Raw genomic sequence first — 15,206 nt, 5'->3', positions numbered from 1 at the left:
GAAGCGTCAGCTAAGCGCGAGGCTTACTTGACAGCCCAACCGGTCAGCTCGGCCAGGGCCTTGCCGATGTCTGCCAGCGAACGCACGGTTTTTACGCCTGCGTCTTGCAGTGCAGCGAATTTCTCGTCTGCAGTGCCTTTGCCGCCAGAGATGATTGCGCCAGCATGGCCCATGCGCTTGCCAGCAGGGGCAGTCACACCAGCGATGTAGGAAACAACCGGCTTGGTTACGTGTGCCTTGATGTAGGCAGCCGCTTCTTCTTCAGCCGAACCGCCGATCTCACCGATCATTACGATCGCTTCGGTCTTCGGGTCTTCCTGGAACAGCTTCAGGATGTCGATGAAGTTCGAACCTGGGATCGGGTCACCGCCGATGCCGACGCAAGTCGACTGACCGAAACCGGCGTCAGTGGTCTGCTTCACAGCTTCATAGGTCAGGGTGCCGGAACGGGAAACGATACCGACTTTACCTGGCAAGTGAATGTGACCTGGCATGATGCCGATCTTGCATTCGCCTGGAGTGATCACGCCTGGGCAGTTAGGGCCGATCAGGACTACGCCCAGCTCGTCGCACTTAACTTTAGCGTCCAGCATGTCCAGGGTAGGAATGCCTTCGGTGATGCAGACGATCAGCTTGATGCCGCCGAATGCTGCTTCCAGGATCGAGTCCTTGCAGAAAGGAGCTGGAACGTAGATCACGCTGGCGGTGGCGCCAGTGGCAGCTACAGCGTCTTTCACGGTGTTGAACACTGGCAGGCCCAGGTGCTCGGTGCCGCCTTTACCCGGTGTTACGCCGCCAACCATCTTGGTGCCGTATTCAATGGCTTGCTGGGTGTGGAAACTACCTTGCGAACCGGTAATACCCTGGCAGATAACTTTGGTGTCTTTATTGATCAGGACGCTCATTATTTGCCCTCCGCAGCTTTGACAACTTGTTGAGCAGCGTCGGTCAGGCTGGTAGCCGCGATGATGTTCAAACCGCTTTCTGCCAGTACTTTAGCGCCCAGTTCAGCGTTGTTACCTTCAAGGCGAACAACAACCGGGATTTTAACGCCAACTTCTTTCACTGCACCGATGATGCCTTCGGCAATCATGTCGCAACGAACGATGCCGCCGAAGATGTTGACCAGTACTGCAGCGACGTTGGAGTCGGACAGGATGATCTTGAAGGCTTCGGTTACGCGTTCTTTGGTAGCACCACCGCCCACGTCGAGGAAGTTGGCTGGTTTGCCGCCATGCAGGTTGACGATGTCCATGGTACCCATGGCCAGGCCAGCACCGTTGACCATGCAACCAATGTTACCTTCCAGCGCTACGTAGTTCAGTTCGAACTTGGCAGCGTGCGCTTCGCGCGGATCGTCTTGCGACGGATCGTGGAAAGTCTTCAGCTTAGGCTGACGGTACATGGCGTTGGCGTCGATGTTGATCTTGGCGTCCAGGCAGTGCAGATCGCCGTCAGCCTTGATCACCAGCGGGTTCACTTCCAGCAGGGCCAGATCGTGATCCTGGAACAGTTTGGCCAGACCTACGAAGATCTTGGCGAACTGGGCAACTTGCTTGCCTTCCAGACCCAACTGGAAAGCCAGCTCGCGACCCTGGAATGGCTGAGCGCCAACCAGTGGATCGATAGTGGCTTTCAGAATTTTTTCTGGGGTTTCGTGAGCGATCTTCTCGATGTCCACGCCACCTTCGGTGGACGCCATGAACACGATGCGACGGCTCGAACGGTCAACGACAGCGCCCAGGTACAGCTCTTTAGCGATATCAGTGCACGATTCAACCAGGATCTTGGTGACTGGCTGGCCATTGGCATCAGTCTGGTAAGTCACCAGACGCTTGCCCAGCCACTGCTGTGCGAAGGCCTTGGCGTCTTCTTTGCTGCGAACCAGCTTAACGCCGCCCGCTTTACCGCGACCACCGGCGTGGACCTGGGCTTTGACAACCCACTCGCTGCCGCCGATTTTGTCGCAAGCTTCTGCTGCTGCTTCCGGGGTGTCTACTGCGTAGCCCTTGGAAACTGGCAGGCCGTATTCAGCGAACAGCTGCTTACCCTGATACTCGTGAAGATTCATGCTTTTTACCGTCTTCGTTAGGTACTGCGCATTCGGCGCTGCGCTCATTATGAGTGCCGCGCCACCTGTGACTGCTGCTTGCGCAACTTGCGGGGCTCAAGGCCCGTAAAGCTGCGCAAGACTGCGTCCAGCGGATATTCCGCGGTGAGTCTTGCGCGCAAGGCTCACGACGGGCAACTCCGCCGTGGTTTCTTATTATCTCGCTTAGCGCTTCTTCTTGTTGGCGATGTGGATGGCGCCGCCATTCACTGCCAACGCGGCTTCATGCAGCGCTTCGGACAGGGTCGGATGAGAGAAGACCATCATGCCCAGATCCTCGGCACTGGTGCCGAATTCCATACCGATCGCGCCTTGCTGAACCAGTTCTGCAGCGCTTGGGCCAATCACGTGGACGCCCAATACGCGGTCAGTCTTGGCATCAGCGATGACTTTGACAAAACCACCGGTGTCGTTGGCTGCCATGGCACGGCCAGAAGCAGCGAACGGGAAGGTGCCGACGTTAACTTCAACGCCTTCAGCTTTCAACTGCTGTTCGTTCTTGCCGACCCATGCAATTTCCGGGTGGGTGTAGATAACCGATGGGATCAGGTCGTAGTTCATCTGGGTTTTGTGGCCCTTGATGCGCTCGACAACCATGATGCCTTCTTCGGAAGCCTTGTGCGCCAGCATCATGCCGCGAACCACGTCACCGATGGCGTAGACGCCCGGCACGGTGGTAGCGCAGTGATCGTCAACGTGGATGAAACCACGCTCGTCGATGTTTACGCCGCTGTCGGAAGCCAGCAGGTCGGTGGTCACTGGACGGCGACCCACGGCCACGATCAGCTTGTCGAACGTGATGGTCTGCTCGCCGTCTTTGTCGGTGTAGGTCACGACAACTTCTTCACCGTTGACCTTGGAACCGGTCACACGGGCGCCCAGCTTGATGTCCAGACCTTGTTTGGTCAGGGTTTTCAGCGCTTCTTTCGACACGGCGGTGTCGGCAGCCAGCAGGAACGTGTCCAGGGCTTCCAGCACGGTGACTTCAGAACCCAGGCGGGACCATACCGAACCCAGTTCCAGGCCAATCACGCCAGCGCCGATCACGCCCAGGCGCTTAGGCACGGCTTGGAATTCCAGGGCGCCGGTCGAGTCGACGATCACGTTCTGGTCAACCGGAGCCGGTGGAATGTCGATTGGGCGTGAACCTGGAGCCAGGATCACGTTCTCGGCTTCGATGACTTCTACCGAACCGTCTGGCTTGGTGATTTCAACTTTCTTGCCCGCCAGCAGCTTGCCGTGGCCTTGCAGGGAAGTCACGCCGTTGGCCTTGAACAAAGTGGCAACGCCGGAGGTGAGGCCTTTAACGATGTTGGCTTTACGGCCGACCATTGCGGGTACGTCCATGGTCACGCCAGCATGGTTGATGCCGTGGATCGCGAAACCGTCTTGGGCTTCGTGGAATTTCCAGGAGCTGTCCAGCAGCGCCTTGGAAGGAATGCAACCGACGTTCAGGCAAGTACCGCCCAGTGCCAGTTTGCCTTCCTTGTCGGTGTATTTTTCGATGCAAGCAGTCGAGAGGCCCAGTTGTGCGGCCTTGATGGCGGCGACGTAGCCGCCAGGACCGGCACCAATCACTACAACGTCAAATTTCTGCGACATGAAAATAGTTCCTCTATTCAGCGACAAGCTTCAAGCGACAAGCCGCAAGCCAAGCTGCTTTTTCCTACAGCTTGTAGCTCGCAACTTGCCGCTGCGTCTTTAGATGTCCAGCAGCAGACGAGCCGGGTCTTCCAGCAGGTTCTTGATGGTCACCAGGAAAGTCACGGCTTCTTTACCATCGATCAGGCGGTGATCGTAAGACAGTGCCAGGTACATCATCGGGCGGATCACGACTTGGCCGTTGATGGCCATCGGACGCTGGATGATGTTGTGCATGCCCAGGATCGCAGCTTGTGGCGGGTTGACGATCGGGGTCGACATCATCGAACCGAAGGTACCACCGTTGGTGATGGTGAAGGTACCGCCGGTCATCTCGTCGATGGTCAGCTTACCGTCACGGGCTTTCTTGCCGAAGGTAGCGATGCCGCCTTCGATTTCAGCCAGGCTCATCAGTTCGGCGTTACGCAGTACCGGCACCACCAGGCCACGGTCGCTGGACACGGCAACGCCAATATCTGCGTAGCCATGGTAAACGATGTCGTTGCCGTCGATGGAAGCGTTGACTGCCGGGAAGCGTTTCAGCGCTTCGGTGGCCGCTTTCACGAAGAAGGACATGAAGCCCAGGCGCACGCCGTTATGGGACTTCTCGAACAGGTCCTTGTACTTCGAGCGCAGGGCCATGACTTCAGTCATGTCGACTTCGTTGAAGGTGGTCAGCATCGCCATGTTCGACTGTGCTTCAACCAGGCGCTTGGCCACGGTGGCACGTACACGGGTCATCGGTACACGCTTCTCGGTGCGGTCGCCAGCGGCGAACACAGGCGCAGCGGCAGCCGGGGCAGCAGCCTTGGCTGGCGCGGCGGCTGGCGCGTTTTTCTTGGCTTCAACAGCGGCAACCACGTCTTCCTTGGTGATGCGACCGTCTTTGCCGGTGCCTTTGACGGACGCCAGGTTGATGCCGTTCTCTTCAGCCAGCTGACGGGCAGCCGGTGCAGCGATCGGGTCTTCAGCGCCAGCAGCCGGAGCGGCGGCAGGAGCCGAGGCAGCAGCAGCCGGTGCAGCAGCGGCGGCAGGAGCGGCAGCAGCAGCGCTGCCCTCTTCGATCGAGCCCAGGACTTCGTTCGACAGAACGGTAGCGCCTTCTTCGGCAACGATTGCACCCAGCACGCCGTCAGCTTCGGCCAACACTTCCAGCACAACTTTGTCGGTCTCGATGTCGACGATCAGGTCGTCACGCTTTACGGCGTCGCCTGGTTTCTTGTGCCAGGTGGCAACGGTGCCATCGGCAACCGATTCCGGGAATGACGGGGCTTTGATTTCGATAGCCATTATCTGTGGGTCCTTAAAATTCGGTTTCAGTCAGCGCGAAGGCGTTAAACAGTGAAAGCATCTTGCAGCAGTTTTTCCTGCTGCTCGGCGTGCATCGACGCATAACCACACGCAGGTGCAGCGGAAGCATCACGGCCGGCATATTCCAGGCCCAGGGCCTTGTTGTGGTTGCCGATGCTGCGACGCAGGTGATGCTGGCTGCTGTACCACGCGCCCTGGTTCATCGGTTCTTCCTGGCACCACACCACGTTAGTGAGGTTGGTGTAAGGCGCGATGGCCTCCATCAGGTCGTCTTCCGGGAACGGGTAAAGCTGCTCGATACGCACGATGGCGATGTCTTCGCGGCCTTCGGCACGGCGTTTTTCCAGCAGGTCGTAGTAGACCTTGCCGCTGCACAGCACCAGGCGAGTCACCTTGGCCGCGTCCAGCGTGTCGATTTCTGGAATAACGGTCTGGAACGAACCATCAGCCAGATCTTCCAGGGTCGAGATGGCCAACTTATGACGCAACAGCGACTTCGGCGTCAGCACTACCAGCGGCTTGCGCAGCGGGCGGATCACCTGGCGACGCAGCAAGTGGTAGATCTGGGCCGGGGTAGTCGGCACGCACACCTGGATGTTGTGCTCGGCGCACAGCTGCAGGTAACGCTCCAGACGGGCCGAGGAGTGCTCAGGGCCCTGGCCTTCATAACCGTGTGGCAACAGCATGGTCAGACCGCACAGGCGGCCCCACTTGTGCTCGCCGCTGGTGATGAACTGGTCGATAACCACTTGGGCACCGTTGGCGAAGTCGCCGAACTGGGCTTCCCAGATCACCAGCGCGTTTGGCGTGGTGGTCGAGTAACCGTATTCGAACGCCAGCACGGCTTCTTCGGACAGGAACGAGTCGTACAGGTCGAAACGTGGCTGGCCTTCGTACAGGTTCTGCAACGGGATGTAGGTGCCCGCGTCTTTCTGGTTGTGCAGCACGGCATGACGGTGCGAGAACGTACCGCGGCCGATGTCCTGGCCGGTCATGCGGATCGGGTGGCCTTCGAACGCCAGGGTCGCGTACGCCATGGTTTCGGCGTAACCCCAGTTGATCGGCAGGCCGCCGGCTTGCATCTTCTGACGGTCTTCGTAGATCTTCGCAACCTGGCGCTGCACCACGAAGCCTTCTGGAATTTCCAGCAGCTTGGCGGACAGTTCCTGCAGGGTCTTCAGGTCGAACGAAGTGTCGTGACGCGCAGTCCAGGCGTGGCCCAGGTACGGACGCCAGTCCACGAACAGCTCTTTGTTCGGCTCTTTGACCAGGCTTTTCACCACATGCAGACCATTGTCCAGCGCGTTGCGGTATTCATCGACTTTCGCCTGAACACGCGCATCGTCAACCACGCCGGCCTTGGTCAGGCTTTCGGCGTACAGCTCACGGGTGGTGCGCTGCTTGGTGATCTGCTGGTACATCAACGGCTGGGTGCCGCTTGGTTCGTCGGCTTCGTTGTGACCGCGACGGCGGTAGCAGACCAGGTCGATCACCACGTCACGCTTGAACTGCATGCGGTAGTCGATGGCGAGTTGGGTCACGAACAGCACGGCTTCCGGATCATCACCATTCACATGGAGGATCGGCGCCTGGATCATCTTGGCAACGTCGGTGGCGTACTCGGTGGAACGCGCGTCCAGCGGGTTGCTGATGGTGAACCCGACCTGGTTGTTGATGACGATGTGAACGGTACCGCCCGTCTTGAAGCCGCGAGTCTGCGACATCTGGAAGGTTTCCAGGACCACGCCTTGACCGGCGAATGCCGCGTCGCCGTGGATGGAAATCGGCAGGACCTTCTCACCCGTGGTGTCATTACGACGATCCTGGCGAGCACGCACCGAACCCTCGACCACTGGAGAAACGATTTCCAGGTGGGATGGGTTGAAGGCCATGGCCAGGTGAACTTCACCGCCGGTGGTCATCACGTTGGACGAGAAGCCCTGGTGGTATTTAACGTCACCGGAACCCAGCTCGACCTTCTTCTTGCCTTCGAACTCGTCGAACAGCTCACGCGGGTTCTTGCCGAAGGTGTTGACCAACACGTTCAAGCGACCACGGTGGGCCATGCCGATCACGATTTCCTTGGTGCCGTAGGAACCGGAACGCTGGATCAGCTCGTCGAGCATCGGGATCAGGCTTTCGCCGCCTTCCAGGCCGAAACGCTTGGTGCCCGGGTATTTGGTGCCCAGGTATTTTTCCAGGCCTTCGGCAGCGGTTACGCGCTCGAGCAGGTGGCTGCGTACGTCGGCAGACAGCACCGGACGACCACGCACACCTTCCAGGCGATGCTGGAACCAGTGGCGTTGCTCGGAATCGGTGATGTGCGTGAACTCAGCGCCAATGGTGCGGCAATATGTCTGCTGCAACGCTTCGTGAATTTCGCGTAGGCTCGCTTCCTCTTTGCCGATGAACAGGTCGCCGGCACGGAAGGTCGTATCAAGATCGGCATTGGTCAAGCCGTAATGATTGATCGACAGGTCAGCAGGTGCAGGACGCTTCCAGAGCCCCAGCGGGTCAAGCTGGGCCGCCTGGTGGCCACGCATCCGGTAGGCCTGGATCAGTCGCAGTACTTCAACTTGCTTCTTCTCGTGCTCACTGCTCACGCTCCCGGCGGAAACCGGTTGGGCGCGGCGCTGGTTCTTTGCCAGCAGCACAAACTGATCGCGAATTGTTGCATGCGATACATCGGTGGCAGCGTTGCCGTCTGAAGACAACGTCTGAAATTTGGTGCGCCATTCTTCTGGCACAGCGTTAGGGTCGTGCAGGTAGAGCTCATAAAGCTCTTCCACATAGGCAGCGTTACCACCTGAAAGATAGCCGCTGTTCCACATGCGCTGCATCACGCTTTCTTGCATGCTTGGTCACCCTCGATTTGGGGACACCACCGGCGAAAACACCGAGTTTGCTTGCAAAAGGCCAAGTGCAGCGACCAAAACAAGCCACTTAGGATCACGCTGATAGTTCGGGTACCAACCCGAATGCCCCTGCTTGTCTCATTTCTTCAAAATAAGAGCCGCGGCTTTGTAAGTCGCTGCTCAAGTTAAAACTACGGCGCCGGTTGAAGCCTGCGCCGTAGCATTTACGGGCACAACGGTCCTGCCTTTACTACAACGTCGGTTACACGCCGCTCTGCAGCAGCATGTTACGGATGTGACCAATGGCCTTAGTCGGGTTCAGGCCTTTGGGACATACGTTGACGCAGTTCATGATCCCGCGGCAGCGGAATACACTGAACGGGTCATCCAGCGAAGCCAGACGCTCGGACGTCTTGGTATCACGGCTGTCTGCCAGGAAGCGGTACGCTTGCAGCAGGGCAGCTGGGCCCAGGAACTTGTCCGGGTTCCACCAGAAGGACGGGCACGAAGTCGAGCAGCAAGCGCACAGGATGCACTCGTACAGACCGTCGAGCTTCTCGCGCTCTTCCGGGGACTGCAGACGCTCGATGGCCGGAGCCGGCGTATCGTTCTGCAGGAACGGCTTAACTTTCTCGTATTGCTTGTAGAAGATGCTCATATCGACGACCAGGTCACGGATAACCGGCAAACCTGGCAGAGGACGAACGATCAGCTTGTTGCCTTTAACGACGGCGGACAGCGGCGTGATGCACGCCAGGCCGTTTTTGCCGTTGATGTTCATGCCGTCGGAACCGCATACACCTTCACGGCAAGAGCGACGATAGGAGAAACCTTCGTCCTGCTCTTTGATCAGTGCCAATACATCCAGCACCATCAGGTCTTTACCACCGGTATCGACCTGGAATTCCTGCATGAACGGCGCAGCGTCCTGATCAGGGTTGTAGCGATAAACACTGACTTTCAACATGGCAGCCACCCTTAGTAAGTCCGAATCTTCGGTTCAAACGTCGGAACCGTCTTCGGCGAGAAGTTCACGGCACGCTTGGTCACGCGCTTGTCACCCGGGAAGTACAGGGTGTGGCACAGCCAGTTTTCGTCGTCGCGATCTTCAAAGTCTTCACGGGCGTGGGCACCACGGGATTCCTTACGAACCTCGGCGGCGATTGCGGTCGCTTCAGCCACTTCCAGCAGGTTTTGCAGTTCAAGGGCTTCGATACGAGCGGTGTTGAACGCCTGGCTCTTATCGTTGATCTTGACGTTGGCAATGCGCTTGCGCAGGTCAGCCAGCTGGGCGATACCCTTCTGCATGTATTCGCCGGTACGGAATACACCGAAGTAGTTCTGCATGCAGCTTTGCAGCTCGCGACGCAGGGTAGCCACGTCTTCGCCATCAGTGCGCTCGTTCAGAGCGTTCAGGCGCGCCAGGGCGGCCTCGATGTTGGCGTCGGTAGCGTCGTCGTATTCGATGCCGTCGGTCAGCGCCTTTTCCAGGTGCAGGCCGGCAGCACGGCCGAAGACCACCAGGTCGAGCAGCGAGTTGCCGCCCAGGCGGTTGGCACCGTGAACCGATACGCACGCCACTTCGCCTACAGCGAACAGACCGTGGATGATCTCGTCCTCGCCTTCGGCGTTCTGGGTGATCGCCTGGCCATGAATGTTGGTCGGCACGCCGCCCATCATGTAGTGGCAAGTCGGAACAACCGGAACCGGAGCAACCACCGGATCAACGTGGGCAAAGGTCTTGGACAGCTCGCAGATACCTGGCAGGCGGCTGTGCAGGACTTCTTCGCCGAGGTGATCGAGCTTCAGCAGTACGTGGTCGCCATTCGGGCCACAGCCGTTGCCGGCGATGATTTCTTTAACCATCGAACGAGCCACAACGTCACGACCAGCAAGGTCTTTCGCGTTCGGAGCGTAACGCTCCATGAAACGCTCGCCGTGCTTGTTGATCAGGTAACCGCCTTCACCACGGCAACCTTCTGTAACCAGTACACCAGCGCCGGCAATGCCGGTCGGGTGGAACTGCCACATTTCGATGTCTTGCACCGGTACGCCAGCACGCAGTGCCATGCCAACGCCGTCGCCGGTGTTGATCAGGGCGTTGGTGGTCGACGCGTAGATACGGCCTGCACCGCCCGTCGCCAGCACGGTAGCCTTGGCGCGGATGTAGGTGGTTTCACCGGTTTCGATGCAGATGGCGATTACACCGACGAATTCGCCCTGGGCGTTTTTCACCAGGTCGACCGCGTAGTACTCGTTCAGGAACGTGGTACCGGCTTTCAGGTTGCCCTGATAAAGGGTGTGCAGCAGCGCGTGACCGGTACGGTCGGATGCGGCGCAGGTACGGGCAGCCTGCCCGCCTTTACCGTAATCCTTCGACTGGCCGCCGAATGGACGCTGGTAGATACGGCCTTGCTCGGTACGGGAGAACGGCAGACCCATGTGGTCCAGCTCGAACACCGCGGCCGGGCCTTCCTGACACATGTATTCGATAGCGTCCTGGTCACCGATGTAGTCGGAACCCTTGACGGTATCGTACATGTGCCAGCGCCAGTCATCGTTCGGGTCGGCGGAGGCGATGGCGCAGGTGATGCCACCCTGGGCCGATACGGTGTGGGAACGGGTCGGGAACACCTTGGTGATCACGGCAGTCTTGTGACCGCCCTGGGCCAGCTGCAGCGCAGCGCGCATGCCAGCACCGCCGCCACCAATAATGATGGCGTCGAATGAAATAGTTGGAATGTTAGCCATGAATCAGATACCCCAAAGAATCTGCACACCCCAGACGAAGTAAGCGAACATCGCGACGCCGCATACTGCCTGGAAGAGGAAACGTACTGCAGTCGCGGACTTGCCCAGCGCCATCGGCGTCAGGTAGTCGGTCGCGATGGTCCACATGCCTACCCAGGCGTGTGCGCCCAGGGCAACAAGGGCCAGCAGACTGAAGATTCGCATCGCATTGTGGGAAAACAGGCCGTGCCATTGCTCATAGCCGATGCCCGGGTTTGCGACGAGGTATCCGATCAGGAAAATGAAATAAGCCGCGAGAACGACCGCAGACACACGCTGTGCCATCCAGTCATAGAGGCCCGAACGCGAAAGGTTCGTAACGCTGGTTACCATATCCAAACTCCTGCCAGAACGATCAGCACCACGGAAATGGCGATGATGATTTTCGAGCCCAGGCGGCCGCCTTCCAGCGTCTCACCGATGCCCATGTCCATGATCAAGTGGCGCACACCGGCTACCAGGTGATACAGAAGAGAAGACAGGAGGCCCCATGCTACGAACTTGGCCAGCGGGCTGGTCAAGCATGCCTTCACCTCGGCGTATCCTTCCTCGGAACCCAGGGATTTGCTCAATGCATAAAGCATGATGCCCAAGCCCAGGAACAGGATGATGCCGGAAACACGGTGCAGGAACGACGTAACGCCGGTGATGGGGAGTTTGATGGTCCTTAGGTCTAGGTTTACAGGTCGTTGGCTATTCACGGCTTTTTTTCACACTGAAGAGCCCCTAACAATCAGGGCAAAGTTGTTGGGGAGTGCACTGGTCAGGTAAGCACCACCCAGGGAGTGCGACCCCCAATGAAAGCAAGCCCAAAAGCCCTTGGCGGTCGGTGGCCGAGTATAGACAGTTAGGTTACTAATGACAACGCGCACTCCTCACCCTAATAGCGGATTGCGCTGGAGGAATAAAAGGCGTAAATGGCAGGCAATTTCGAGGAAAAAGTACGGTTAAAGCCTTCTGGCGCAAGACTTTAGGCAAATTGACATCTGGATTTATATCAATATAGTGGTGCGGGCCCTGCGTGGGGGGTCTGTCTGATGATTTGAAGCATAAATAGGAGGCCACATGGCTGACAAAAAAGCGCAGTTGATCATCGAGGGCGCAGCCCCCGTCGAGCTGCCCATTTTAACCGGCACCGTTGGTCCCGATGTTATCGACGTACGGGGCCTGACGGCCACGGGCCGTTTCACATTCGACCCAGGCTTCATGTCGACCGCCTCTTGCGAGTCGAAGATCACCTATATCGATGGTGACAATGGCATTCTGCTTCACCGCGGCTACCCGATCGAGCAACTCGCCGAACAGTCGGACTACCTGGAAACCTGCTACCTGCTGCTAAATGGCGAGCTGCCAACAGCCGAGCAAAAAGCCCAGTTCGTCAGCACCGTGAAGAACCACACCATGGTTCACGAGCAGTTGAAGACCTTCTTCAACGGCTTCCGTCGCGACGCCCACCCGATGGCCGTCATGTGCGGCGTGGTCGGCGCCCTGTCGGCCTTCTATCACGACTCCCTCGACATCAATAACCCGCAGCATCGCGAAATCTCCGCGATCCGCCTGGTTGCCAAGATGCCGACCCTGGCCGCAATGGTTTACAAGTACTCCATGGGTCAACCCATGATGTACCCGCGCAACGACCTGACGTACGCGGAAAACTTCCTGCACATGATGTTCAACACGCCGTGCGAGATCAAACCGATCAGCCCGACGCTTGCCAAGGCGATGGACCGGATCTTCATCCTCCACGCCGACCACGAGCAGAACGCATCCACCTCTACCGTCCGCCTGGCAGGCTCTTCGGGTGCCAACCCGTTCGCCTGTATCGCCGCCGGTATCGCCGCACTCTGGGGCCCTGCCCACGGCGGTGCGAACGAAGCCGTATTGACCATGCTCGATGAAATCGGCGATGTCTCGAACATCGACAAGTTCATCGCCAAGGCCAAGGACAAGAACGATCCGTTCAAGTTGATGGGCTTCGGTCACCGGGTCTACAAGAACCGCGACCCACGCGCCACCGTCATGAAGCAGACCTGCGACGAAGTGTTGAAGGAACTGGGCATCAAGAACGATCCGCAACTCGAACTGGCCATGCGCCTGGAAGAGATCGCCCTGACCGACCCGTACTTCATCGAACGCTCGCTGTACCCGAACGTCGACTTCTACTCGGGGATCATCCTCAAGGCGATCGGCATTCCAACCAGCATGTTCACCGTGATCTTCGCCCTGGCGCGGACCGTGGGCTGGATCTCCCACTGGAAAGAAATGCTCTCCAGCCCGTACAAGATTGGCCGCCCGCGCCAGCTGTACACCGGCTACGAGTCGCGTGACATCACCAAGCTGGAAGATCGCAAGTAAGCATCGCTTAGTTGCACTGAAAACGGCCTCCCTTAGCGGAGGCCGTTTTTATTTGTGCAGGATTTGAGAAACAGTTTTGTCAGATCAATCCCTAATTTATAGAGAAAAAAATACCCCGGCCTTTCGACCGGGGTTTTTTCCTATCCAGCTACGACCTTAGTGAGAAACCGCCCCACTCGACCCCAGGCCAGTTTGCGAACGCACAAACTGCGGGAAGTACAGCGCACGCTCTTTCTCTGCTGCCGCCGACTTGTCGGTAATGGAGAAGAACCAGATGCCGACGAACGCAATGATCATCGAGAACAGCGCCGGGTACTCATAAGGGAAGATGGCTTTTTCATGGTGCAGGATCGAGACCCAGATGGTCGGGCCCAGCACCATCAGGCCAACGGCACTGATCAAGCCCAGCCAGCCGCCAATCATCGCGCCACGAGTGGTGAGGTTTTTCCAGTACATGGAAAGCAGCAGCACCGGGAAGTTACAGCTGGCGGCAATGGAGAACGCCAGGCCAACCATGAACGCGATGTTCTGGCTTTCGAACAGGATACCCAGGCCAATCGCCAGGACGCCCAAGGCAACGGTGGTGATTTTCGAAACGCGAATCTCATCCTTGTCGTTGGCCTTGCCTTTCTTGATCACGCTGGCGTACAGGTCATGGGACACCGCCGACGCACCGGCCAGGGTCAAGCCGGCAACCACCGCGAGAATGGTGGCGAAGGCCACGGCCGAGATGAAGCCCAGGAAGATACTGCCACCCACCGCATTGGCCAGGTGCACCGCCGCCATGTTGTTGCCGCCCAGCAAGGCGCCTGCCGCATCCTTGAACGCCGGGTTGGTGCTGACCAGCAGGATCGCGCCAAAGCCGATGATGAAGGTCAGGATGTAGAAGTAACCAATGAAACCGGTGGCATAGAACACGCTCTTACGCGCTTCTTTAGCGTCGCTGACGGTAAAGAAGCGCATCAGGATGTGTGGCAGGCCAGCCGTACCGAACATCAGCGCAAGCCCGAGGGAGAACGCGGAAATCGGGTCTTTCACCAAGCCGCCGGGGCTCATGATCGCCTCACCTTTAGGGTGAACCTTGATCGCCTCGGAGAACAGGGTATTGAAGTCGAAGTTGACGTGCTTCATCACCATCAGTGCCATGAACGAGGCACCGGACAGCAGCAATACAGCCTTGATGATCTGTACCCAGGTGGTCGCCAGCATGCCGCCGAACAGTACATACATCACCATCAAGATACCGACCAGGATCACCGCAACGTGGTAGTCCAGGCCGAACAGCAGCTGAATCAGCTTGCCCGCACCGACCATCTGCGCAATCAGGTAGAACGCCACCACCACCAGCGAGCCACAGGCCGAGAGGCTGCGAATCTGGGTCTGGCCCAAGCGATAGGACGCCACGTCGGCAAAGGTGTACTTGCCCAGGTTACGCAGGCGCTCGGCGATCAGGAACAGAATGATCGGCCAGCCCACCAGGAAGCCGATCGAGTAGATCAGGCCGTCATAACCAGAGGTGTAGACCAGCGCGGAAATCCCCAGGAAGGACGCCGCCGACATGTAGTCACCGGCAATCGCCAGGCCGTTCTGGAAACCGGTGATCTTGCCGCCGGCCGCATAGTAGTCGGCCGCCGACTTGTTGCGCTTGGAGGCCCAGTAGGTGATGCACAGGGTGGCGCCGACGAACGCGACGAACATCACGATGGCCGAAACGTTCAGGGGTTGCTTGTGCACTTCACCGGTCAATGCGTCCGCCGCCCAAACGGCCGGGGCAAAGAGCGAAGCGCCGAATACTGCCAGTAGACGCCGGATCATTGCGCAGCCTCCTTGAGAATCGCATTGTTCAGGTCGTCAAACTCGCCATTGGCCCGGCGCACGTAGATGCCGGTCAGGATGAAGGCGGACACAATCAGCCCGACGCCCAGGGGAATGCCCCAGGTAATCGACGAACCGGGGCTGAGCTTGGCCCCCAGTACTTGTGGCCCATAGGCAATCAACAGGATGAAAGCGGAGTAAAGCCCTAGCATGATCGCCGAGAGAATCCAGGCGAACCTTTCCCTTTTTCTCACCAGCTCCTTGAAACGCGGGCTGTTTTGAATCGAGAGGTAAATGCTGTCGTTCATTGTTTTTATCCTCGCAGCACA

The 15,206-nt window shown here is 58.4% G+C and carries 12 protein-coding genes; 1 reads left to right on the top strand and 11 read right to left on the bottom strand.

The window, feature by feature from the left end; translation table 11 throughout:
- Positions 1-23 precede the first annotated feature (23 nt).
- The 9 genes from sucD to sdhC form a co-directional block, all read right to left on the bottom strand.
- Positions 24-905, bottom strand: a complete 882-nt coding sequence (sucD, locus tag KHP07_RS24340) for a succinate--CoA ligase subunit alpha (RefSeq protein ID WP_003172813.1) — start codon at positions 903-905, stop codon at positions 24-26.
- A complete protein-coding gene (sucC, locus tag KHP07_RS24335; protein ID WP_003190011.1) occupies positions 905-2,071 on the bottom strand; it encodes an ADP-forming succinate--CoA ligase subunit beta in 1,167 nt (388 codons plus the stop codon). The genes sucD and sucC overlap by 1 nt, the downstream gene beginning before the upstream one ends.
- A gap of 204 nt (positions 2,072-2,275) precedes the next feature.
- Positions 2,276-3,712 carry a dihydrolipoyl dehydrogenase gene (gene lpdA / locus KHP07_RS24330; protein ID WP_078047632.1) on the bottom strand — a complete coding sequence of 479 codons (1,437 nt, stop codon included), beginning with the start codon at positions 3,710-3,712 and terminating at the stop codon, positions 2,276-2,278.
- Positions 3,713-3,811: 99 nt separating this feature from the next.
- Entirely contained in the window at positions 3,812-5,041 is a 1,230-nt protein-coding gene (gene odhB / locus KHP07_RS24325) for a 2-oxoglutarate dehydrogenase complex dihydrolipoyllysine-residue succinyltransferase (protein ID WP_078047631.1), read from the bottom strand.
- 44 nt (positions 5,042-5,085) lie between these two features.
- The gene (locus KHP07_RS24320; RefSeq protein WP_099493386.1) at positions 5,086-7,917 is read right to left on the bottom strand and encodes a 2-oxoglutarate dehydrogenase E1 component; all 2,832 of its coding nucleotides are present in this window, start codon (positions 7,915-7,917) and stop codon (positions 5,086-5,088) included.
- Between the two features lie 262 nt (positions 7,918-8,179).
- On the bottom strand, positions 8,180-8,884 hold the full coding sequence (locus KHP07_RS24315) for a succinate dehydrogenase iron-sulfur subunit (RefSeq protein ID WP_003172807.1): 705 nt from the start codon (positions 8,882-8,884) through the stop codon (positions 8,180-8,182).
- Between the two features lie 11 nt (positions 8,885-8,895).
- On the bottom strand, positions 8,896-10,668 hold the full coding sequence (gene sdhA, locus KHP07_RS24310; RefSeq protein ID WP_010211741.1) for a succinate dehydrogenase flavoprotein subunit: 1,773 nt from the start codon (positions 10,666-10,668) through the stop codon (positions 8,896-8,898).
- Positions 10,669-10,671: 3 nt separating this feature from the next.
- Positions 10,672-11,040, bottom strand: coding sequence for a succinate dehydrogenase, hydrophobic membrane anchor protein (gene sdhD / locus KHP07_RS24305; protein WP_003172805.1), 369 nt, complete (start codon positions 11,038-11,040; stop codon positions 10,672-10,674).
- Complete coding sequence (gene sdhC, locus KHP07_RS24300; RefSeq protein WP_003190005.1) at positions 11,034-11,408, bottom strand: succinate dehydrogenase, cytochrome b556 subunit; 375 nt, start codon at positions 11,406-11,408, stop codon at positions 11,034-11,036. The genes sdhD and sdhC overlap by 7 nt, the downstream gene beginning before the upstream one ends.
- Before the next feature lie 364 nt (positions 11,409-11,772).
- Here sdhC and gltA point away from each other — a divergent pair, with 364 nt between their 5' ends.
- Positions 11,773-13,062, top strand: coding sequence for a citrate synthase (gene gltA / locus KHP07_RS24295; RefSeq protein WP_078047629.1), 1,290 nt, complete (start codon positions 11,773-11,775; stop codon positions 13,060-13,062).
- A 156-nt stretch (positions 13,063-13,218) separates the two neighbouring features.
- Here the strand turns inward: gltA and KHP07_RS24290 are convergent, their stop codons facing one another.
- Both KHP07_RS24290 and KHP07_RS24285 read right to left on the bottom strand, forming a co-directional pair.
- Entirely contained in the window at positions 13,219-14,877 is a 1,659-nt protein-coding gene (locus tag KHP07_RS24290; RefSeq protein WP_078047628.1) for a cation acetate symporter, read from the bottom strand.
- Positions 14,874-15,185, bottom strand: coding sequence for a DUF485 domain-containing protein (locus tag KHP07_RS24285; RefSeq protein WP_016972153.1), 312 nt, complete (start codon positions 15,183-15,185; stop codon positions 14,874-14,876). The genes KHP07_RS24290 and KHP07_RS24285 overlap by 4 nt, the downstream gene beginning before the upstream one ends.
- Positions 15,186-15,206 lie beyond the last annotated feature (21 nt).

Source organism: Pseudomonas sp. VS40 (assembly GCF_018587885.1).
GTDB lineage: Bacteria > Pseudomonadota > Gammaproteobacteria > Pseudomonadales > Pseudomonadaceae > Aquipseudomonas > Aquipseudomonas pergaminensis.
The sequence above is the reverse complement of the archived record's forward strand: the minus strand, read 5'-3'. Positions and strand labels throughout refer to the sequence as shown.

Bases quoted from the DNA above. Each gene is read 5' to 3' on its own strand.
- sucD (WP_003172813.1), bottom strand. From the start codon at position 905: ATGAGCGTCCTGATCAATAAAGACACCAAAGTTATCTGCCAGGGTATT.
- sucC (WP_003190011.1), bottom strand. From the start codon at position 2,071: ATGAATCTTCACGAGTATCAGGGTAAGCAGCTGTTCGCTGAATACGGC.
- lpdA (WP_078047632.1), bottom strand. From the start codon at position 3,712: ATGTCGCAGAAATTTGACGTTGTAGTGATTGGTGCCGGTCCTGGCGGC.
- odhB (WP_078047631.1), bottom strand. From the start codon at position 5,041: ATGGCTATCGAAATCAAAGCCCCGTCATTCCCGGAATCGGTTGCCGAT.
- KHP07_RS24320 (WP_099493386.1), bottom strand. From the start codon at position 7,917: ATGCAAGAAAGCGTGATGCAGCGCATGTGGAACAGCGGCTATCTTTCA.
- KHP07_RS24315 (WP_003172807.1), bottom strand. From the start codon at position 8,884: ATGTTGAAAGTCAGTGTTTATCGCTACAACCCTGATCAGGACGCTGCG.
- sdhA (WP_010211741.1), bottom strand. From the start codon at position 10,668: ATGGCTAACATTCCAACTATTTCATTCGACGCCATCATTATTGGTGGC.
- sdhD (WP_003172805.1), bottom strand. From the start codon at position 11,040: ATGGTAACCAGCGTTACGAACCTTTCGCGTTCGGGCCTCTATGACTGG.
- gltA (WP_078047629.1), top strand. From the start codon at position 11,773: ATGGCTGACAAAAAAGCGCAGTTGATCATCGAGGGCGCAGCCCCCGTC.
- KHP07_RS24290 (WP_078047628.1), bottom strand. From the start codon at position 14,877: ATGATCCGGCGTCTACTGGCAGTATTCGGCGCTTCGCTCTTTGCCCCG.
- KHP07_RS24285 (WP_016972153.1), bottom strand. From the start codon at position 15,185: ATGAACGACAGCATTTACCTCTCGATTCAAAACAGCCCGCGTTTCAAG.